At 74.1% G+C, this 18,202-nt stretch carries 22 protein-coding genes; 2 read left to right on the forward strand and 20 right to left on the reverse strand.

Translation table 11 applies throughout. The features are described from left to right. Positions 1-144: 144 nt before the first annotated feature. Both whiG and DQ240_RS18985 read right to left on the reverse strand, forming a co-directional pair. Positions 145-945, reverse strand: a complete 801-nt coding sequence (whiG, locus tag DQ240_RS18980; protein ID WP_113841286.1) for an RNA polymerase sigma factor WhiG — start codon at positions 943-945, stop codon at positions 145-147. A gap of 86 nt (positions 946-1,031) precedes the next feature. Beyond that, entirely contained in the window at positions 1,032-1,967 is a 936-nt protein-coding gene (locus tag DQ240_RS18985) for a tyrosine recombinase (RefSeq protein WP_199589401.1), read from the reverse strand. A 108-nt stretch (positions 1,968-2,075) separates the two neighbouring features. Here DQ240_RS18985 and DQ240_RS18990 point away from each other — a divergent pair, with 108 nt between their 5' ends. Beyond that, complete coding sequence (locus tag DQ240_RS18990) at positions 2,076-2,879, forward strand: acyl-CoA thioesterase II (protein WP_113841287.1); 804 nt, start codon at positions 2,076-2,078, stop codon at positions 2,877-2,879. A 14-nt stretch (positions 2,880-2,893) separates the two neighbouring features. Here DQ240_RS18990 and dprA read toward each other — a convergent pair whose 3' ends face one another. The 13 genes from dprA to rpsP all read right to left on the reverse strand — a co-directional run bounded on the left by dprA (position 2,894) and on the right by rpsP (position 12,495). After that, the gene (dprA, locus tag DQ240_RS18995; RefSeq protein ID WP_113841288.1) at positions 2,894-4,120 is read right to left on the reverse strand and encodes a DNA-processing protein DprA; all 1,227 of its coding nucleotides are present in this window, start codon (positions 4,118-4,120) and stop codon (positions 2,894-2,896) included. Continuing rightward, complete coding sequence (locus DQ240_RS19000; protein WP_113841289.1) at positions 4,117-5,637, reverse strand: YifB family Mg chelatase-like AAA ATPase; 1,521 nt, start codon at positions 5,635-5,637, stop codon at positions 4,117-4,119. Before DQ240_RS19000 ends, dprA begins: the two co-directional genes overlap by 4 nt. Further along, positions 5,634-5,993 carry a YraN family protein gene (locus tag DQ240_RS19005; RefSeq protein ID WP_113841290.1) on the reverse strand — a complete coding sequence of 120 codons (360 nt, stop codon included), beginning with the start codon at positions 5,991-5,993 and terminating at the stop codon, positions 5,634-5,636. The genes DQ240_RS19000 and DQ240_RS19005 overlap by 4 nt, the downstream gene beginning before the upstream one ends. Positions 5,994-6,123: 130 nt before the next feature. Beyond that, entirely contained in the window at positions 6,124-6,444 is a 321-nt protein-coding gene (locus DQ240_RS19010) for a DUF2469 domain-containing protein (RefSeq protein WP_029432918.1), read from the reverse strand. After that, positions 6,441-7,196 carry a ribonuclease HII gene (locus DQ240_RS19015; RefSeq protein ID WP_113841291.1) on the reverse strand — a complete coding sequence of 252 codons (756 nt, stop codon included), beginning with the start codon at positions 7,194-7,196 and terminating at the stop codon, positions 6,441-6,443. Before DQ240_RS19015 ends, DQ240_RS19010 begins: the two co-directional genes overlap by 4 nt. A gap of 176 nt (positions 7,197-7,372) precedes the next feature. Continuing rightward, positions 7,373-8,080 (reverse strand): response regulator transcription factor, encoded by a 708-nt coding sequence (locus tag DQ240_RS19020; RefSeq protein WP_113841292.1) that lies wholly within the window; start codon positions 8,078-8,080, stop codon positions 7,373-7,375. Between the two features lie 361 nt (positions 8,081-8,441). Then, positions 8,442-9,446 carry a signal peptidase I gene (lepB, locus tag DQ240_RS19025; protein ID WP_113841293.1) on the reverse strand — a complete coding sequence of 335 codons (1,005 nt, stop codon included), beginning with the start codon at positions 9,444-9,446 and terminating at the stop codon, positions 8,442-8,444. 63 nt (positions 9,447-9,509) lie between these two features. Further along, positions 9,510-9,866, reverse strand: coding sequence for a 50S ribosomal protein L19 (rplS, locus tag DQ240_RS19030; RefSeq protein ID WP_113841294.1), 357 nt, complete (start codon positions 9,864-9,866; stop codon positions 9,510-9,512). 152 nt (positions 9,867-10,018) lie between these two features. Beyond that, positions 10,019-10,519, reverse strand: coding sequence for an NUDIX hydrolase (locus tag DQ240_RS19035; RefSeq protein ID WP_113841295.1), 501 nt, complete (start codon positions 10,517-10,519; stop codon positions 10,019-10,021). Further along, complete coding sequence (gene trmD / locus DQ240_RS19040; RefSeq protein WP_113841296.1) at positions 10,512-11,249, reverse strand: tRNA (guanosine(37)-N1)-methyltransferase TrmD; 738 nt, start codon at positions 11,247-11,249, stop codon at positions 10,512-10,514. The genes DQ240_RS19035 and trmD overlap by 8 nt, the downstream gene beginning before the upstream one ends. Further along, the gene (rimM, locus tag DQ240_RS19045) at positions 11,246-11,785 is read right to left on the reverse strand and encodes a ribosome maturation factor RimM (RefSeq protein WP_113841297.1); all 540 of its coding nucleotides are present in this window, start codon (positions 11,783-11,785) and stop codon (positions 11,246-11,248) included. The genes trmD and rimM overlap by 4 nt, the downstream gene beginning before the upstream one ends. Positions 11,786-11,796: 11 nt before the next feature. Next, positions 11,797-12,033 (reverse strand): RNA-binding protein, encoded by a 237-nt coding sequence (locus tag DQ240_RS19050; RefSeq protein WP_029432910.1) that lies wholly within the window; start codon positions 12,031-12,033, stop codon positions 11,797-11,799. Between the two features lie 3 nt (positions 12,034-12,036). Then, on the reverse strand, positions 12,037-12,495 hold the full coding sequence (rpsP, locus tag DQ240_RS19055) for a 30S ribosomal protein S16 (protein WP_113841298.1): 459 nt from the start codon (positions 12,493-12,495) through the stop codon (positions 12,037-12,039). Between the two features lie 135 nt (positions 12,496-12,630). Here rpsP and DQ240_RS19060 point away from each other — a divergent pair, with 135 nt between their 5' ends. Beyond that, positions 12,631-13,062, forward strand: a complete 432-nt coding sequence (locus DQ240_RS19060) for a VOC family protein (protein WP_199589406.1) — start codon at positions 12,631-12,633, stop codon at positions 13,060-13,062. Positions 13,063-13,072: 10 nt separating this feature from the next. On the opposite strand, the gene DQ240_RS19065 is transcribed toward DQ240_RS19060, so the two are convergent. The 5 genes from DQ240_RS19065 to DQ240_RS19085 all read right to left on the reverse strand — a co-directional run bounded on the left by DQ240_RS19065 (position 13,073) and on the right by DQ240_RS19085 (position 18,177). Next, complete coding sequence (locus DQ240_RS19065) at positions 13,073-13,414, reverse strand: ribonuclease E inhibitor RraB (protein ID WP_113841299.1); 342 nt, start codon at positions 13,412-13,414, stop codon at positions 13,073-13,075. 47 nt (positions 13,415-13,461) lie between these two features. Further along, complete coding sequence (locus DQ240_RS19070; RefSeq protein WP_113841300.1) at positions 13,462-15,210, reverse strand: proline--tRNA ligase; 1,749 nt, start codon at positions 15,208-15,210, stop codon at positions 13,462-13,464. Positions 15,211-15,256: 46 nt separating this feature from the next. Further along, positions 15,257-16,342: an amidohydrolase family protein gene (locus DQ240_RS19075; protein ID WP_233498825.1), complete on the reverse strand. Its 1,086-nt coding sequence runs from the start codon at positions 16,340-16,342 to the stop codon at positions 15,257-15,259. Positions 16,343-16,346: 4 nt separating this feature from the next. Continuing rightward, the gene (gene ffh, locus DQ240_RS19080) at positions 16,347-17,912 is read right to left on the reverse strand and encodes a signal recognition particle protein (RefSeq protein ID WP_113841301.1); all 1,566 of its coding nucleotides are present in this window, start codon (positions 17,910-17,912) and stop codon (positions 16,347-16,349) included. A 73-nt stretch (positions 17,913-17,985) separates the two neighbouring features. Next, entirely contained in the window at positions 17,986-18,177 is a 192-nt protein-coding gene (locus DQ240_RS19085) for a hypothetical protein (RefSeq protein ID WP_113841302.1), read from the reverse strand. Positions 18,178-18,202: the final 25 nt, after the last annotated feature.

The raw sequence follows: 18,202 nt of genomic DNA on the forward strand, positions 1-18,202 counted from the left end.
TACGGGCGTTAGCGTGGGACACGAGAACCTCCGAGCAGGTGTTGGGCCTTCGACAAGCCACACCCCACTCGGAGGTTCTCCTTCGTTCAAGCCCGCCCGACCGTCACCAACGTCCTGGCTGGGTACAGCTAGGCGGCCTGCCGGTCAGGCGATGTCGGCGAGCTTCGTGCGCAGGTGCAGCACCGCCTTGGTGTGCAGCTGGCAGATGCGGCTCTCGGTGACCCCGAGGACCCGGCCGATGTCGGCGAGGGTGAGCCCCTCGAAGTAGTAGAGGCTGACGACGACCTTCTCCCGCTCGGGGAGCTGCTCGACCGCGCGGGCCAGCAGCTGGCGGGCCTCGCCGTGCTCGGCCATCGCCTGGGGATCGAGGGCGGAGTTGTCCTTGAGGGTGTCGACGAGCCGGGGGGCGCCGCCGTCGTCGTCGGTGAGCAGCTCGTCGAGCGCGACCACGTTCACCAGCGAGAGCTGGCCGAGGAACTTGCGGACCTCCTCGACGTCCATGTCCATCTCGGCGGCCACCTCCTCGTCGGTGGGGCTGCGCTGGAGCCTGCTCTCGAGGTCGGCGACGGTCCGCTCGAACTGACGGGCCTTGCTCCGGACCGACCGCGGGATCCAGTCGGTGGTGCGGAGCTCGTCGATGATCGCGCCGCGGATGCGGGCCATCGCGTAGCTCTCGAACTTGACCTCCCGCGAGGGCTGGTAGCGGGTGATCGCGTCGATCAGACCGAAGGTGCCGTAGGAGGCGAGGTCGGCCTGCTCCACGTGCGCGGGCAGCCCGGAGCCCACCCGGCCGGCGACGTACTTCACCAGGGGGGCGTAGTGGAGGATCAGCCGGTCCCGCAGGGCGGGGTCGCGGTCCTCGACGTAGTCGCGCCACAGCGCCGCGATGGCGGCATCGGTGTCCTCGTTGGACTCGTCGACCGTGTCGATCGTCGCCTCGGGCACGGTGTGACTCCCCCGCTCGCTGATGGGTCCGGAAGAACGGCCCCGTGGTTGCGTTGCTCTCACGGTATCGGCAGCCGTCGGGAGGTTCACGCGCGCGGATGGGCCTGTGCGTGCACCGCGCGGAGCCGTTCCACCGTCACGTGCGTGTAGATCTGCGTCGTCGCGAGGCTGGCGTGGCCCAGCAGCTCCTGGACCGAGCGCAGGTCCGCACCGCCCTCGAGCACGTGCGTCGCCGCCGAGTGCCGCAGCCCGTGCGGTCCGATGTCCGGCGCTCCCGGGGTCGCCGCGACCGCCGCGTGGACCGCGCGCCGGGCCTCCCGGGGGTCCAGCCGGCCGCCGCGTGCACCGAGCAGCAGGGCGGGGCCCGAGCGGTCGGTGGCCAGCGCAGGCCTGCCCCGCGTGAGCCAGGCGTCCAGCGCCCGCTCGGCGGGCAGCCCGTACGGGACGCTGCGCTCCTTGCGGCCCTTCCCCAGCACGCGCAGGAGGCGGCGGTCCCGGTCGACGTCGTCGACGTCCAGTCCGACCAACTCGCTGACGCGGATGCCGCTGGCGTAGAGGAGCTCGAGCACGAGGGTGTTCCGGAGGTCGAGTGGCTCCTCCGCGCCCGCGGACGACTCGACGACCGCCTGCGCCTGCGCCGGCGCGAGCACCTCCGGCAGGGTCCGGTGGGCCTTGGGGCTGACCAGCCGCAGACCGACGTCCTCCGAGGTGAGTCCGGTCCGGCGCAGCCAGCCGGTGAACGACCGGGCCGACGCGGCGCGCCGCGCGGTGGTGGCCCGGCTGTCGCCCGTGGTGCGGCCCTTGGCGAGCCAGCTGCGCAGGGCGGCGAGATCCAGCTCGTCGACCCGGGTGCCGCTGCGGCGGGCGAGGTGGTCGAGCAGCGAGACGGCGTCGGTGACGTAGGCCCGGACGGTGTGCTCGGACAGCTCCCGTTCCCCGCGCAGGTGCTCCTCGTAGTCGTCCACGACCGCGGCCAACGCTGGCGGCAGGCTCGCGCGCAGCTGGGCTGTGGAGGCGGGCACGGGGGAACCGTCCGTCGGGGTGGTCGGCCGGTCAAGCGGGCGCGCCGCCCGGCCCGGCGGTCCGCGATGCCGCGGGGAGGCCGGTCCGGCCGGTGGTAGGGATCGGGCATGGCACACGACTTCGACGCGCTGCTCCGCCTGCATGCCCGGGGGGACGACGCGTTCGAGAACGAGCCGCTCGTCGAGGGGCACCTGTACGGCGGGTACACCCTGGGCCTGGCGGTGCGCGCCGCTGCGCGGACGGTCGCCCCGGGCCTGCTCCCGCACTCGGTGCACGCGGTCTTCCCCTCCGGCGGTGAGCTCGGGAGCCCGCTGACGTTGGGGGTGCGCGCGGTCCGGAACGGTCGGTCCAGCGCGGTCCGGCTGGTGACCGTGGAGCAGGGGCGGCGCACGCCGCTGCTCCTGACCGCCTCGTTCCACGCCGGAGGGCCCGGCCCCGACTGGTCCTCGCCGTTGCCCGCCATGCCCACTCCGCCCGAGGAGATCGCCGCAGACGAGGTCCGGCTGATGGGGATGGACCCGTTCGAGTTCCGCCCGGCCGGAGCGCACCGGGTCGACGCCGGAGCCGACGTCTACGCCCCGCTGCACCCCTACTGGGTGCGTCCGCACCTGCCGCTGCCCGACGACCCCGGCCTGCACGCCGCCGTCGTGGCGTTCGTGTCCGACTACATGGTCTTCGCCGCCGCCCAGGTGCCCGGTCCGCCGCCGCCCCCGGAGACCCGGGGGGTGACCATGGACCACACGCTGTGGTTCCACGCTCCCGTCGACGCCGGGGAGTGGCTGCTCTACTCCGCCGAGCCGACCCGCGTCTGCGGCGACCGCGGACTGGTCCGCGGGACCGTGCGCACCCGCGACGGCGCCGTCGTGGCCTCCTTCGCGCAGGAGGTCATCACCTTCACGCCGCGGGGCTGAGATCCCGCCCCGCCTCATCGGGCCGGCCGCGGTGCTGGTGCCAGCCGCCAGCCGGTGCCGGTCCACTCGACCAGCCGGGCGACCTCGAGCGCCGGCAGCTGTTGCAGCACCTCGACGACGCTGCAACCGGCCACCGCGGCCAGCCGTTCGGGGCTGACCCCGCGGCGCACCGGACACGCGTCGAGCACCCGCCGCGCCAGGTCCGACAGCTCGTCCCGGAGTCCCGGGGCCACCGCAGGCACCGGCGCGAGGTCCTCCCCGAGCCGGCCGACCTCCTCGATGACGTGCGCAGCGCTGCCGACGAGCACCGCTCCCAGCTCCTGGTCCCGGACCAGTTCGTGGCAGCCGACGCTCATCGCCGACGTCACCGGACCCGGGACGGCCATGACCGGCCGTCCGAGCCGCTTCGCCCGGCGCGCCGTCGCCTGGGCACCCGAGCGGGCCGCAGCCTCCACGACGACGGTGCCACGGGCGAGGGCGGCGATGAGCCGGTTCCGGACGAGGAACCGGTGCCGGTGCGGCGCCGCGCCCGGCGGCCACTCGCTGATCACCAGCCCCTCCTGGGCGATCCGCTCGAGGAGCGCGCCGTTGCCGCTCGGGTACACGCGGTCGACCCCGCAGGCGAGCACGGCCACCGTCGGTGCGCCCGCCGCGAGCGCGCCGCGGTGTGCGGCGGCGTCGATGCCGTACGCGCCGCCGGAGACGACCGTCCACCCCCGCTCCCCCAGCCGGTGGGCGAGGTCGCCGGCCACGTGCTCGCCGTAGGCCGTGGAGGCCCTGGCGCCGACGAGGGCCACCGACCGGTCCACCACGTCGGCCAGCCGGCCCGGCCCCCGCACCCAGAGGGCCACGGGTGGCACCGGCGCCACCGTCCGGTCGGTCATCTCGCGCGAGTCGGCCGGCTCTCCGCTGACCGCCACGGTGAGGGCGTGCAGGGCCAGGGCCGGCCACTCGTCGTCCTCCGGGACGACCAGCCGGGCACCGCACCGCTCGGCGCGGCGCAGGTCGGCCAGGCTGGCGTCCTGCTGCCCGCGGACGCCCACGAGCGCCTGCACGGCCTCGGGCCCCCGGCCCGCCCGGAGCAGGCGGACCGCCTCGACGGGCCCGTGCTGCTCCACGAACCGCCAGAAGACGAGGCTCCCCGGTTCGGCGGCCCGGCTGAGCCAGGCCCGTGCCCGCCGCACGACCGCGAGGACCTCCTCCGCTCCCGGACCGTCGAGGTCGACGCCCACCGCGGTCACGCCGCGACCCGCTGCAGGCGCATGCCGAGTGCCTCGGCGACGTGCTCGGGACCGGGGACCGACCGCCCGGCGAGGTCGGCCAGCGTCCAGGCGACGCGGAGCACCCGGTCCAGCCCCCGCACCGAGAGCACACCGCGCTCCAGCGCCCGCTCCGCCAGCCGCGAGGCCGACCGGGGCACCACCCACCGCTCGCGCAGCAGGCGGCCGGGCACCTGGGCGTTGAGTGTCAGACCGCTCCCCCGCATCCGCTCCTGCGCAGTGGCGCGTGCGGCGGCGACCCGGGCGGCCACGACCGCGGAGCTCTCGGGGGCCTCGATCCCGTCCAGCCAGCTCGCCCGGGTGACGGGCGGGAGATCGACGCGTAGGTCGATGCGGTCGAGCAGCGGGCCGGACAACCGCGACTGGTACCGCCGCCGCTCGGCGGCGCTGCAGGTGCAGGCGGCGTCCCCCGCCGCTGTCGCGCACGGGCACGGGTTCGCGGCCAGCACGAGCTGCGCGCGGCACGGGAAGGTCGCCGACCCGGCGGCCCGCGAGATCGTCACCGACCCCCGCTCCAGCGGCTGGCGCAGCGTGTCCAGGACCGCGCGCGGGAACTCCGGGCTCTCGTCCAGGAAGAGGACGCCGCGGTGCGCCCGGCACAGCGCGCCGGGGCGGATGAGCCCCGACCCGCCCCCCACGAGCGCCGCCATGGTCGCCGAGTGGTGCGGCGCCTCGAACGGGGGGCGGGTGACCAGCGGCGCGCCTGAGGGCAGGGTCCCGGCGACGGAGTGGATCGCCGTCACCTCGAGGGCGGACTGCTCGTCGAGCGCCGGCAGCAGACCGGGCAGCCGCTCGGCGAGCATCGTCTTGCCCGCACCCGGCGGACCGGCCAGGAAGAGGTGGTGGCCTCCCGCGGCGGCCACCTCGACCGCCCGGCGGCCGACGGCCTGGCCCACGACGTCGCCGAGGTCCGGGCCCGGCGGCGGCTCGGGCAGCACCCCGCGCACGTGCGGCTCCAGCAGCGCACGGCCGGTCAGGTGGGCGAGCAGCTCCCGCAGGGACGAGGCCGGCAGGACGGTGACGCCGTCCACCAGGGCCGCCTCGTCGGCGTTGCCCACCGGCACGACGACCTGCCGGTGCCCCGCCTGCCGCGCCGCGAGGACGGCGGGCAGCACCCCGCGGATCGCCCGCACCGTCCCGTCGAGCCCCAGCTCGCCGAGCAGGACCAGGTCCGCCACCGCACCCGCGGGCACCACCTCGGCCGCGGCGAGCACCCCTGCGGCCAGCGCGAGGTCGAAGCCACTCCCCTGCTTGGGCATCGAGGCCGGCGACAGCCCGATCGTCACCCGTCGCAGCGGCCAGCTGGCGCCGGCGTTCACGACGGCGGCCCGGACCCGGTCGACCGACTGGCGCACGACGGCGTCGGGAAGACCGACGAGGACCACGCCCGGGACCCCCGCCGACATGTCGACCTCGACCTCGACCAGCGCTCCGTGCACCCCGGCCAGACCGACCGACCAGGTGCGGGCCAGGCTCACGAGAAGGCCGCCGGCAGGTGGGTGACGACCGCCGGTGCGCCCCCGCGGAGGAGCACCCCCACGACGTCGAAGCGCAGGTCGGGGGCGTGCTCGTCATGGGCGGCGAGCCAGCGCTGGGCCAGCAGGCGCAACCGGCGCTGCTTGGTCGACGTGACGGCCTCGACGGGGTGGCCGAAGCCGACCTCGCGGCGGGTCTTCACCTCGCAGAAGACGATCGCGTCCCCGTCGCGGGCCACGATGTCGAGCTCGCCCTCGCGGCAGCGCCAGTTCCGGTCGAGCAGCCGCAGTCCGCGGTCGGTCAGGTAGCGGGCGGCGATGCGCTCACCGCGCTGGCCCAGTTCGGTCGTCGTTCGCACCCGGCGACCGTGGCGGGTCTGCGGTCCGCCGACCAGCGTCCGGAACGCTCTGTGGACGGGGGCGGGGCCTGTGGACGGACCGGGCGGATCCGTCGGCGCCGGCGGTGAGGGTCACCGCATGCGCATCACATCAGGGCAGGCGTGGGCCGTCCGGCAGCTCGAGGTCGGGCTTGTCGAGCTCCTCGACGTTGACGTCCTTGAACGTCAGCACCCGCACGTTCCGCACGAAGCGGGCCGGGCGGTACATGTCCCACACCCAGGCGTCGGACAGCTTGAGCTCGAAGAACACCTCACCGCCGGCCTCCCGGACCTGGAGGTCGACCGAGTTCGCCAGGTAGAAGCGCCGCTCGGTCTCCACCACGTAGGTGAACTGGCGGACGATGTCCCGGTACTCGCGATAGAGCTGCAGCTCCATCTCGGTCTCGTACTTCTCCAGGTCCTCGGTGCTCATCGCGGCTCTCCGGAGATGCGCATGGACCCATCATCGACCATCGCCGTGGCGCCGGTCAGCCGGGAGTCGCGACCGGCGTGTGCCGCGGCCGCTCGGGCGACGTTGACGAAGCGCCGGCGGTGCTCCGGACAGGGGCCGTGGCGGTCGAGGGCGGCGCTGTGCGCATCGGTGATGTAGCCCTTGTGCACGGCGAAGTCGTACTCGGGGAACCGCTCGTGGAGGTCGAGCATGATGCGGTCCCGCGTCACCTTGGCCAGGACGGATGCCGCGGCGACGCAGGCGGCCACCCGGTCGCCCTTCCACACCGCGAGCGTCGGCCGGGCCAGGCCGCTCACCGGGAAGCCGTCGGTGAGCACGTAGTCGGCGCCGGGGTCGAGCAGCCAGACGGCCCGGCGCAGCGCCTCGATGTTGGTGACGTGCATCCCCCGCGCGTCGAGGTCGGGCACGGGCATCACCACGACCGACCACGCGACGGCGCGCTCGACGACCTCGGCGTACACGCGCTCGCGGGCTGCGGCGGTGAGCAGCTTGGAGTCCGCCAGCCCGGGCACCCGGCCCCGCCGGCCAGAGGGCAGCACGCACGCGGCGGCGACCAGCGGCCCGGCGCAGGCGCCGCGACCGGCCTCGTCGGCTCCGGCGATCGCGGAGAACCCCCGACGGCGGAGCCTTCGCTCCATGTCCCAGAGCGCGTCGGGCCGGTCGTCGGGAGCCGGGGCACCCACGGGACGCAGGGGGGCGGTACGGACTGCCATCGCCTCCCGACCCTACGACGCCGACGGCGACGGGTCGGCACCCGGCGGGACCCCGACGCGCCACGAGCCGGCCCCCGGGAGGGGGCCGGCTCGTGGACCGGTGCGACCCCGAGGGGCCGCGGGCGCCGGGCCGGATCGCTGAGGAGGCGAACCGTCCGGACCGGCGCCGGGCTCCGTCAGACCTCGGCGGTCTCGACCGGGGCGGCAGCGTGGGCGCCACAGGTGCACCCGGTGCCGGTCGAGCGCGAGGAGAGGACCAGGGAGACCGCGTGCGCCCGGTCGCGGGCACCCAGCTTGCGCAGGATGGCCTTGACGTGGCTCTTGACGGTGTCCTCGCTGATGAAGAGGTTGCGGCCGATCTGGCGGTTCGACTGGCCCTGCAGCAGCTCGTCGAGGACGTCGGACTCGCGACGGGTCAGCGGCACCTCGGGGGCGAACGGCTTGGCGGCCGGCACGGCGGAGGGCTCCACCCGGCGGATCTGCGGGTCGACCACGGTGCGGCCGGCACGGGCGGCCAGGATCGCCCAGCCCAGGAGGGTCGGGCTGGTGTTGATCATCAGGTACCCACGGACACCGGCGGCGACGGCCTCGTTGACCACGGCCGGGTCCTCGGAGGTGGCCAGGGCGACGATGGCGACGCGGGGGAAGCGGCGGCGGAGGTCGCGGCACGCGGCGAGCGTGGCGGCGCGGCCGGAGCCGAGCTCGACGACGACGGCGTCGGGGCGGGCGGTCTCGACCAGGGTCAGGGCCCGGCGCAGCTCGCCCGGGGTGCCGACCGACTGCATCCCGGCGGTCTCGTTGATCATGCTGACCAGCCCGCGGCGCAGGACCGGGGCGTCGGCGAGGATGAGCACGCGAGTGACGCCGCGGGCGGTGCTCGCCATGGGTGCAGACACTGGAGACTCCGTTTCACACGTTCGGGGTGGTGCTTACACACCATCCATCGGACGAGTGAGAGAACTGCTTGACACTTCTTCCGACATTATTTTCGCCATTGTCGGAGCGGGCTGGAAAGCGCGACCGAATCCCAATGGTAACAGTTCTCCGGATTGTCGACTTGACGATAGGCCATTCGACGACCATTCGACGACCGATCGAGGAGGACGCCAACGCTCCGCCGTGACCCCTCGGACGGCTTGCGACGGGGCCCGGACGGCCGGGAGGCACGGCCCCCCGGGCGTGCGACATCCCGCGACCTCTCGGAACGGGGGGGCCGGGATCAGGAAGCGGAGTCGGGGATCCGGCTCAGGCGGCGGGACGACGGCGAGTGCCGCGGCGCAGCCGCCGGCGACGGCGCCAGGCGACGACCGGGACGGCGCCCACGAGGCCGAGGACGTGCGGAGCGGCGACCGCGGCGGCTCCGGTCACCGGCGCACCCGAGGCGGCGGCGCCCTGGATGTCGGGGTCGTCGAGGGCGCCGAAGCGGTCGAGCGGCCACACGATCAGGGCGGCCTTGCCGATGACGTCGTCCACCGCGATGGTGCCGGAGTACTGGTCGCCCATGTGCTGCTTGGAGTCGGCCGAGGCGGAGCGGTGGTCACCCATCACCCAGAGCCGACCCTCGGGGACGGTGACCGGCCCGAAGCCCCGGGTCTCGATGGGCGTGTTCTGGTAGATGTAGGGCTCGTCGAGCGGTTCTCCGTCGACGACGACCCGACCCTCGGGGTCGCAGCACTCCACGGTCTGCCCACCGACGGCGATGACCCGCTTCACGTAGTCGTCCTCGCTGGGCGGAGCGACGCCGATCGCACGGCCCAGCCACAGCAACCCGCTGGAGAACCAGTTGCCGGGCTCGGCGACCTCGACCTCGGGCGACCAGGTGTCCGGGCCCTCGAACACGACGATGTCGCCGGGCTCGGGCTCGCCGAACCAGTACGGCACCTTGTTCACCAGGACACGGTCACCGGTGCAGCCCGGGCACCCGTGCAGCGTGGTCTCCATCGACCCGGACGGGATGAAGAACGCCTGCACCAGGAACGTCTTGACCAGCAGCGCGAGGACGAACGCCACCAGGAGCAGGACCGGCAGCTCGCGCAGCAGCGACGGCTTCTTGTCCGGCTCGGGCTTGCGGCCACCCCACCACGTCCGCTTCCGGCGCGCCGAGGCCGACCCCGGGGTCGCCTCGGCGGACGAGGAGGAGGCGGAGGAGGACGCCGCGGCCTCCCGCTTGGCGTCTCCGGAGCCCCCGCCGCCGGATCCGTCGTCCCCCGGGACGACGTCGGCGGGCCCCCCGTGCCGGTCGCTGCTCATCGAGAGCAGCGTACGGGCGCGGGGAGCCCGCCGTGTCGAGGCAGGTCCAGCCGGCGCGGAGTGTCAGCGCGCGACGGTCTCCCGCTTCTCCTTGATCTTGGCGGCCTTGCCGCGCAGCTCGCGGAGGTAGTACAGCTTGGCGCGACGCACGTCACCGCGGGTCAGCACCTCGATCTTCTCGACGACCGGGGTGTGCACCGGGAAGGTGCGCTCCACGCCGACGCCGAAGCTGACCTTGCGGACGGTGAAGGTCTCGCGGATCCCGCCACCCTGGCGGCGGATGACCACACCCTGGAAGACCTGGATGCGGGAGCGGTTGCCCTCGACGACGCGCACGTGCACCTTGACGGTGTCCCCCGCGCGGAACGTGGGGATGTCGTCGCGCAGCGAGTCGGCGTCGAGTACGTCCAGGGTGTTCATCGTCGGCAGTCCTCAGCTCTAGCGGTGGTCTCAGCGGTGACGGACAGCGGGGCGCCCCGGCTGTCCGTCCCGGGGAGCTGCGGCTCAGGCGTGTGCCGAGCCCCATCGGCGAGGCCGACGGTCGTGCAGCAGCTAGCCATTCTGCCACGACTTCACGCGACGAAGCGCGGCGGCCCCTGGTGCGGGCCGCGCAGCAGCGCGGCCAGAGCGTCGGCGAGGTCGGCGGGCGCGAACGTCTCCCCGGAGGAGGCGATCTCCTCGACCGTCCACCAGCGGTGCGGCTCGTCGCCCAGCACCTCCAGCTCGGTGCGTCCCGAGCCGTCGACGGTGTGCTCGACGTCGCGCAGCACAAAGAACGTCTCGCGCGAGTCGATGTCCAGCCCGCCGAAGGCAGCCACGTGCCGGCGGAACCAGACCGGCCCCTCCAGGGCCGCCGGATCGGCCTGCAGACCGATCTCCTCGGCCAGCTCGCGGACGGCGGCCTGGCGCACCGACTCGCCGTCCTCCACTCCCCCGCCGGGCGTGTACCAGAACAGCACGTCCTCGGGGGTCTCGTCCGGACCGGACAGCCGGGCGCCGAGCAGCAGCACCCGTCCGGCGGGGTCCAGCACGACGACGCGGGCCGTCGGCCGCACCCACGCCCGGTCAGTCACCGTCGAGGACCGCGCGGTCGGCGTCGGTCAGCGCCTCGGCGGGCAGCGCCGCGAGGAGGTCCGGACGGCGCTCGGCCGTCCGCCGCAGCGACTCCGCGCGCCGCCACCGGGCGATCGCGGCGTGGTCGCCGGAGAGCAGCACCGGCGGGACGTCGTGGTCCCGCCACGACGCGGGCCGGGTGTAGGAGGGCCCTTCGAGCAGGCCGTCGGCGTGCGAGTCGAACTCGACCGACTCGCGGTTGCCGACGACACCGGGAATGAGCCGGGTGACCGCCTCCACCATCACGAGGACGGCGGACTCGCCACCGGCGAGCACGTAGTCCCCGATCGACACCTCCGAGACCGGTCCGGCTCCGGCGGCCCAGTCGGCGACCCGCTGGTCGATGCCCTCGTACCGGCCGCAGGCGAAGACCAGACCCGGTTCGGCGGCCCAGGAGGCGGCCACCGCATGGGTGAAGGGCCGGCCGGCGGGCGTGGGGACGACCAGGCGGGTACCGGGCGGGCGGACGGCCTCCAGCGCCCGCGCCCACGGCTCGGGACGCATGACCATGCCGGGGCCGCCGCCGTAGGGCGCGTCGTCGACCGTGCGGTGCAGGTCGTCGGTCCACTGCCGCAGGTCGTGCACGCCGATGGAGACCAGCCCGCGCTCGGCGGCCTTGCCGAGCAGGGACTGGCCCAGCGGGGCCAGGTACTCGGGGAAGATCGTGACGACGTCGACGCGGAAGCTCACAGCTCCAGCAGTCCCTCGGGCGGGTCGACGACCAGGAAGCCGCCGGCGACGTCCACGGTCGGAACGATCGCCGACACGAAGGGGATCAGCGCCTCGGCCGCGTCGGGGCGCCGCACGACCAGCAGGTCCTGGGCCTCGTGCCGCACGGCGGTCACCTCGCCGATGACCGAGCCGTCGGGGAGCTGCGCGGCGAGCCCGACCAGCTGGTGGTCGTAGAAGGAGTCCGGCTCCTCGAGCTCGGGCAGGTCGGCGACCGGGACCAGCAGCAGGGTGTTGCGCAGGGCGTCGACGTCCTCGCGGTTGACGTAGGTCTCGCCGGAGGGCGCGGACAGCTGCAGCAGCAGCGTCCCGCTGTGCCAGCGCTTCGCGACGACGGTGAGCGGGCCGCGCGCGGCGGGATCGGTCAGCAGGACCGAGCCGGGGGCGAACCGCAGGTCGGGGTCGTCGGTGCGGACCTCGACGGTCACCTGACCACGAACACCGTGGGGTCGGCCGATCCGGCCGACCACCACGGTGTCGTCAGGGGTGGTGCTCAAGGGTGGTGCGCTCAGCGCCCGTCGGTGTCGACGACGTCGACCCGCAGGCCCCGGCCACCGACGCCGGTCATGACGGTGCGCAGCGCCTTGGCGGTGCGCCCACCACGGCCGATGACCTTGCCGAGGTCGTCGGGGTGCACCCGGACCTCGAGGGTCTTGCCGCGACGGTTGGTGAGCAGGTCGACCTGGACGTCCTCCGGGTGGTCGACGATGCCCTTGACCAGGTGCTCGAGCGCCTCTTCCACCACGTCTTACTCGGCGGGCGTCTCGGCAGCGGCGTCCGCCGGAGCGGCGTCCTCTGCGGCGGGAGCGGCGTCGGCCTTGGGAGCGGCCTTCTTCTTCGGCGTGGTGGCGCCGGCGGCCGGCTCGTCCCCACCGGCGAGGACGGCGGCCTCGTAGAGGGCCTTCTTGTCCGGCTTCGGGGCGGCGACCTTCATGGGCGGCGGCGCGGCCTCGCCCTTGAACTTCTGCCAGTCACCGGTGACCCGGAAGATGGCGGCGACGGCCTCGGTCGGCTGCGCGCCGACGCCCAGCCAGTACTGCGCGCGCTCGCTGTCGACCTCGATGTAGGAGGGGTCCTCCTTGGGGTGGTACTTGCCGATCGTCTCGATCGAGCGGCCATCGCGCTTGGTGCGCGAGTCGGCGACGACGATGCGGTAGTACGGCGCGCGCATCTTGCCCAGGCGCATGAGCTTGATCTTGGTGGCCACGGTGGCTCGTGTTCTCCTCGAACGCTGTCTGTCGGTTGCTCGCCGGACGGACGCGTGGGGTACGCCGGGGCGGAGCCAGGGACACGGCCGAGGCGCGGTGAGAGGGCCGCGCGACGCCGTGTTCGACAGTCCATGATGCCAGACGTGGGAGCGGGCGGAGAACGGGGCGGTGACACCAGCCGGGGTCTGCTGCACCACGTGGAGCTGTGGGTGCCTGACCTGGGCCGCGCCGAGCGCTCCTGGGGCTGGCTGCTGACCCGGCTGGGCGCCGTGCCGTACCAGTCGTGGGAGCACGGCCGGTCGTGGCGGGCGGGCGACGTCTACGTCGTCGTCGAGCAGTCCCCCGACCTCGCCGGCGACCGGCACGAGCGCCGGGCACCGGGCCTGAACCACCTCGCGTTCCACGCCGGGACGGCGGAGCAGCTCGACGCCCTCGTCGCCGAGGCGCCGGCGCACGGGTGGCGGCTGATGTTCGCCGACCGCCACCCGTTCGCCGGGGGCCCGGACCACCGCGCCGCCTACCTGGAGGACGGCGACGGCTTCGAGGTCGAGCTGGTCGCGCGCTGACGACCCGGGGTCAGACGTCCTCGGTCACGAGGAAGCCGCTCCAGCCGTCGTAGGTCCCGCCGTGGCGATCGACGACCGCCACGACCTCCCGGGTGAAGGCCGCGGCCGTCTCGTGATCCACCGGGGTCTCCTTGCCGAACGCCAGCCAGACGGTGAGCATGCGCCGCCGCAGGCCGTCGATCCCGTACCCCAGCGCCTCGAGCTCCCCGGCGGCGGCGAGCGCCGCAGACCTGGACCTGAACCCGGCCAGGTGGTCGAGCCGACGCGGACGGTGCACCTGGTCCCCGTAGCCGAGGTTCACCTCCACCAGCTCGGCCGTGGACTCCAGCTGCCGGGTCATCTCGTTCGACACCCGGCGAGTCGACCACGAGCCCCCGTACCCGCCGCGGAGACCCGCCGTCAGCCGCGGACCGCAGCCAGCACCCGGTCCCGCGCCTCGGCCACCGGGACCTCCTGGCGGTCACCGGTCGCCCGGTCCCGCACCTCGATGACGCCGTCGGCCAGGCCGCGGCCCACGGTGACGATCGTCGGCATGCCGAGCAGCTCGGCGTCCTTGAACTTCACCCCCGGCGACACCTTCGGGCGGTCGTCGTAGAGGACGGTCAGCCCCGCGGCGACCAGCTCGTCGGCCAGCGACGCCGCGGCCTCGAACACCGCGGCGTCCTTGCCGGTGGCGACGACGTGCACGGCGGCCGGCGCGATCTCCCGCGGCCAGACGAGGCCGAGCTCGTCGTGCGTGGACTCCGCGATCGCGGCCACGGCCCGGGAGACGCCGATGCCGTAGGAGCCCATCGTGACGGTGACGAGCTTGCCGTTCTCGTCGAGGACCTTGAGGTCCAGCGCCTCGGCGTACTTGCGGCCCAGCTGGAAGATGTGGCCCATCTCCACGCCGCGGGCGAGCTCCAGCGGCCCGGAGCCGTCGGGGGCCGGGTCGCCGGGCAGCACCTCGGCGGCCTCGACGACGCCGTCCCAGGTGAAGTCGCGGCCGGCCACCAGGTCGAACACGTGCTTCCCGGGCTCGTTGGCGCCGGTGATCCACCGGGTGCCGGGGACCACGCGGGGGTCGACGAGGTAGCGGATGCCCGACTCGCTCTCGGCCCCGAGCACCTGGGGCCCGATGTAGCCCTTCACGAGCGCCGGGTGCTCGTCGAAGTCCGCGAACGGCTCGACCTCGGCGGGGGCGACCTGCGCCTCCAGCCGCTTGGCGTCGACCTCGCGGTCGCCGGGGATGCCGATGACCAGCGGCTCGCGCGTGCCGTCGGGGTGCACGAGCGTGACGACGACGTTCTTGAGCGTCGAGGCCGCGGTGTACCCGGCCTCGGGGAACTTCTCCTGCGCGACGGCGACGAGGGTCTCGATGGTGGGGGTGTCGGGGGTGTCCTCCACGTGCGCCTCGGGCAGCCCGTCCAGCGGGATCGCGTCGGGCACGACGGTGGTGACCGCCTCGACGTTGGCGGCGTACCCGCCGGCGGAGCGGACGAAGGTGTCCTCGCCGATCTCGGTGGGGTGCAGGAACTCCTCGCTGCGCGAGCCGCCCATGGCGCCGGACATCGCCGAGACGATCACGTACTCCAGTCCCAGCCGGTCGAAGATCCGGATGTAGGCGTCCCGGTGCGCGGCGTAGCTCTTGTCCAGCCCGGCGTCGTCGACGTCGAAGGAGTAGCTGTCCTTCATGGTGAACTCGCGGCCACGGAACAGCCCGGCCCGGGGCCGCGCCTCGTCCCGGTACTTGGTCTGGATCTGGTACAGCGACAGCGGCAGGTCCTTGTACGACGAGTACAGGTCCTTCACCAGGAGCGTGAACATCTCCTCGTGGGTGGGGCCGAGCAGGAAGTCGTTGCCGCGGCGGTCCTGCAGCCGGAACAGGTTCGGGCCGTACTCGGTCCACCGGTTGGTCGCCTCGTAGGGCTCGCGCGGCAGCAGCGCCGGGAAGTGCACCTCCTGCGCGCCCATCCGGTCCATCTCCTCGCGGACCACGCGCTCAACGTTGCGGAACACCCGGTAGCCCAGCGGCAGCCAGGTGAACCCGCCCGGGGCGGCGCGGCGGATGTAGCCGGCGCGCACGAGCAGGCGGTGGCTGGGCACCTCGGCGTCGGCGGGGTCGTCGCGGAGGGTGCGCAGGAACAGGGAGGACATCCGGAGGAGCACGGCGGAGATCCTCCCAGGCGGCTCCGTGGCGCCGCCCGCCGGTTTCCTACCGGTACACCCGACCGCGCAGCAGGGTGAGCGACGGGCGCGCCAGGACGTCGAGGTCGGCCCGCGGGTCGGCGTCGTAGACGGTCAGGTCCGCGGGGGCGCCGTCGGCGATGGTCGGCAGGCCCAGCCACGTGCGCGCCGCCCACGACCCGGCCGCCAGCGCGGCCTCGTTCGGCAGCCCGGCGGCGGCCAGCGCGCGGATCTCGTCGGCCACCCGGCCGTGGTCGATGCCGCCGCCGGCGTCGGTGCCGGCGAACACGGGGACGCCGGCCTCGTGCGCGGCCCGGACGACGGCGCCGGAGTTCGCGTACAGCCGCCGCATCGTCGAGGCGTACTGCGGGAAGCGCTTCTCCCCCGCCTCGGCGAACCCCGGGAAGTTCTCCACGTTGACCAGCGTGGGGACGACGGCGGTGCCGCGGGCGGCCATCTCGCCGATCAGCTCCTCGGTCAGCCCGGTGCCGTGCTCCACGCAGTCGATGCCGGCCCGGATCAGGTCCGGCAGCGCGTCGGTGCCGAAGGTGTGCGCGGTGACCTTCGCGCCCTCCTCGTGGGCGGCGGCGATGGCCGCGGCGACGACGTCGGCCGGCCACTCGGGCGCGAGGTCACCCACCGAGCGGTCGATCCAGTCGCCGACCAGCTTCATCCAGCCGTCGCCCCGGCGGGCCTGCACCCGCACCTCCGCGACGAGGTCCTCGGGCTCCAGCTCGATGCCCAGGCCCGGCAGGTAGCGGCGGGTGCGGGCCAGGTGCCGGCCGGCCCGGATGATCCGCGGCAGGTCCGGCTCGTCGTCCAGGGCGCGGGTGTCGACCGGCGATCCGCAGTCGCGCAGCGCCAGCACCCCGGCGTCCCGCTCGGCGACCGCCTGCTCGCGCAGGCCGTCGAGGGTCTCGACGTGGCCGCCGCCGCGGGCGATGCCGACGTGGCAGTGCGCGTCGACCAGCCCGGGCAGCAGGAACCCGCCGCGCGAGACCGTCTCGGCGCCGGCCACCGGCTCGGTGGTGAACCGGCCGTCACGGACCCACAGGTCGCGGTGCTCGCCCTCGGGGAGGACGACACCGGCCAGGTGCAGCGCGGGGGCGGTCACCGGCTCAGCGCCCGCGGTCCTTGAACTGGTCGAAGTTCAGCTTGGTCAGGTCCGGCATCGCCTGGCCCGGCGGCAGGCTCGGCATCCCACCCGGCATGCCACCGGGGAGTCCGCCGAACGGGTTGCCGCCGGGGAGACCGGCACCGCCCATCGGCCGGCGGGCGGGGGCCTTGCCCTTGCCCTTCTTGCCCTTGCCCTTCTTCGACTGCGCCTGCATCTGGCGGCCGCGGGCCTTCTTCGACATGGGGCCCATGCCGGGCATGCCCATGCTGCCGGCCATCTGGCCTATCATCTTCTGGGCCTGGGCGAACCGCTCCAGCAGCTGGTTGACGTCGGTGACGCTGACGCCGGAGCCGTTCGCGATGCGCACCCGCCGCGAGGCGTTGATGATCTTGGAGTTGACCCGCTCCTCGGGCGTCATCGAGCGGATGATCGCCGCGGTGCGGTCCAGGTCGCGGTCGTCGACCTGCTTGAGCTGCTCCTTCATCGCCCCGGCGCCGGGCAGCATCCCCAGCAGGTTGGCGATCGGGCCCATCTTGCGGATGGCGAGCATCTGCTCGAGGAAGTCCTCGAGGGTGAAGCCCTCGCGGGAGGCGAGCTTGCCGGCCATCCGCTCGGCCTGGTCGGCGTCGAACGCCTGCTCGGCCTGCTCGATGAGGGTGAGGACGTCGCCCATGCCGAGGATGCGCGAGGCCATCCGCTCGGGGTGGAAGACGTCGAAGTCGGTGAGCTTCTCGCCGGTCGAGGCGAACATGATCGGCTGGCCGGTCACGTACCGGACCGACAGCGCCGCACCACCGCGGGCGTCGCCGTCGAGCTTGGTCAGCACGACGCCGGAGAAGCCGACCCCGTCGCGGAACGCCTCGGCGGTGGTGACCGCGTCCTGGCCGATCATCGCGTCGACGACGAACAGGGTCTCGTCGGGGTTCACGGCGTCGCGGATCCCGGCGGCCTGGGCCATCAGCTCGGCGTCGATGCCCAGCCGGCCGGCGGTGTCGACGACGACGACGTCGTGCATGGTGCGGCGGGCGTGGTCGATCGAGTCCCGGGCGACCTGGATCGGGTCGCCGACCCCGTTGCCCGGCTGCGGCGCGTAGACGTCGACCCCGGCCTGGCCGGCCACGATGGAGAGCTGGTTGACCGCGTTGGGCCGCTGCAGGTCGGCGGCGACGAGCAGCGGCGTGTGGCCCTGGCTCTTCAGCCACATGCCGAGCTTGCCCGCGAGCGTGGTCTTACCGGCGCCCTGGAGGCCGGCGAGCATGATGACCGTGGGCGAGGTCTTGGCGTAGCGCAGCCGGCGCGTCTCGCCGCCGAGGACCTGGATGAGCTCCTCGTTGACGATCTTGATGACCTGCTGGGCGGGGTTGAGCGCCTGCGAGACCTCCGAGCCGCGGGCCCGCTCCTTGACCGCGTTGATGAAGGTCCGCACCACCGGCAGCGCGACGTCGGCCTCCAGCAGCGCGATGCGGATCTCGCGCGCGGTGGCGTCGATGTCGGCCTCGGTCAGCCGGCCCTTGCCGCGCAGACCGGTGAAGACCTTGTCCAGGCGGTCGGAGAGGGTCTCGAACACAAGCCGTCCTCAGGGGAGAGTTCGGGCGCGGGCAGACCGCGCCTCCTACCCCCAGGCTACCGAGCGGTGAGCCTCAGGCGGCCCGGCGGACGGCGAACGTGACGGCGACCGGAGCGGGGTCGGCCAGCAGCGCGGTGCCGCAGTCGGCGCAGACCCACTCCGGGCAGTCGCCGCCGTCGTCGGTGTGCCCGTCGGCGCAGGGTGGCTGCACGAACTCCCGGGCGTCGCCGCAGTCGGGGCAGGGCCACTCACGGGTGTCGGACACGCGCACTCCTCTCGACCTCCGTCGG

It is taken from the genome of Blastococcus sp. TF02A-26 (genome assembly GCF_003319125.1).
GTDB lineage: Bacteria > Actinomycetota > Actinomycetes > Mycobacteriales > Geodermatophilaceae > Trujillonella.

What these genes read in the sequence shown, in the direction of transcription:
- DQ240_RS18990 (WP_113841287.1), top strand. Translation starts at nt 2,076, where the DNA reads ATGGCACACGACTTCGACGCGCTGCTCCGCCTGCATGCCCGGGGGGAC.
- DQ240_RS19010 (WP_029432918.1), bottom strand. Translation starts at nt 6,444, where the DNA reads ATGAGCACCGAGGACCTGGAGAAGTACGAGACCGAGATGGAGCTGCAG.
- DQ240_RS19015 (WP_113841291.1), bottom strand. Translation starts at nt 7,196, where the DNA reads ATGGCAGTCCGTACCGCCCCCCTGCGTCCCGTGGGTGCCCCGGCTCCC.
- DQ240_RS19020 (WP_113841292.1), bottom strand. Translation starts at nt 8,080, where the DNA reads ATGGCGAGCACCGCCCGCGGCGTCACTCGCGTGCTCATCCTCGCCGAC.
- lepB (WP_113841293.1), bottom strand. Translation starts at nt 9,446, where the DNA reads ATGAGCAGCGACCGGCACGGGGGGCCCGCCGACGTCGTCCCGGGGGAC.
- rplS (WP_113841294.1), bottom strand. Translation starts at nt 9,866, where the DNA reads ATGAACACCCTGGACGTACTCGACGCCGACTCGCTGCGCGACGACATC.
- DQ240_RS19060 (WP_199589406.1), top strand. Translation starts at nt 12,631, where the DNA reads ATGCCAGACGTGGGAGCGGGCGGAGAACGGGGCGGTGACACCAGCCGG.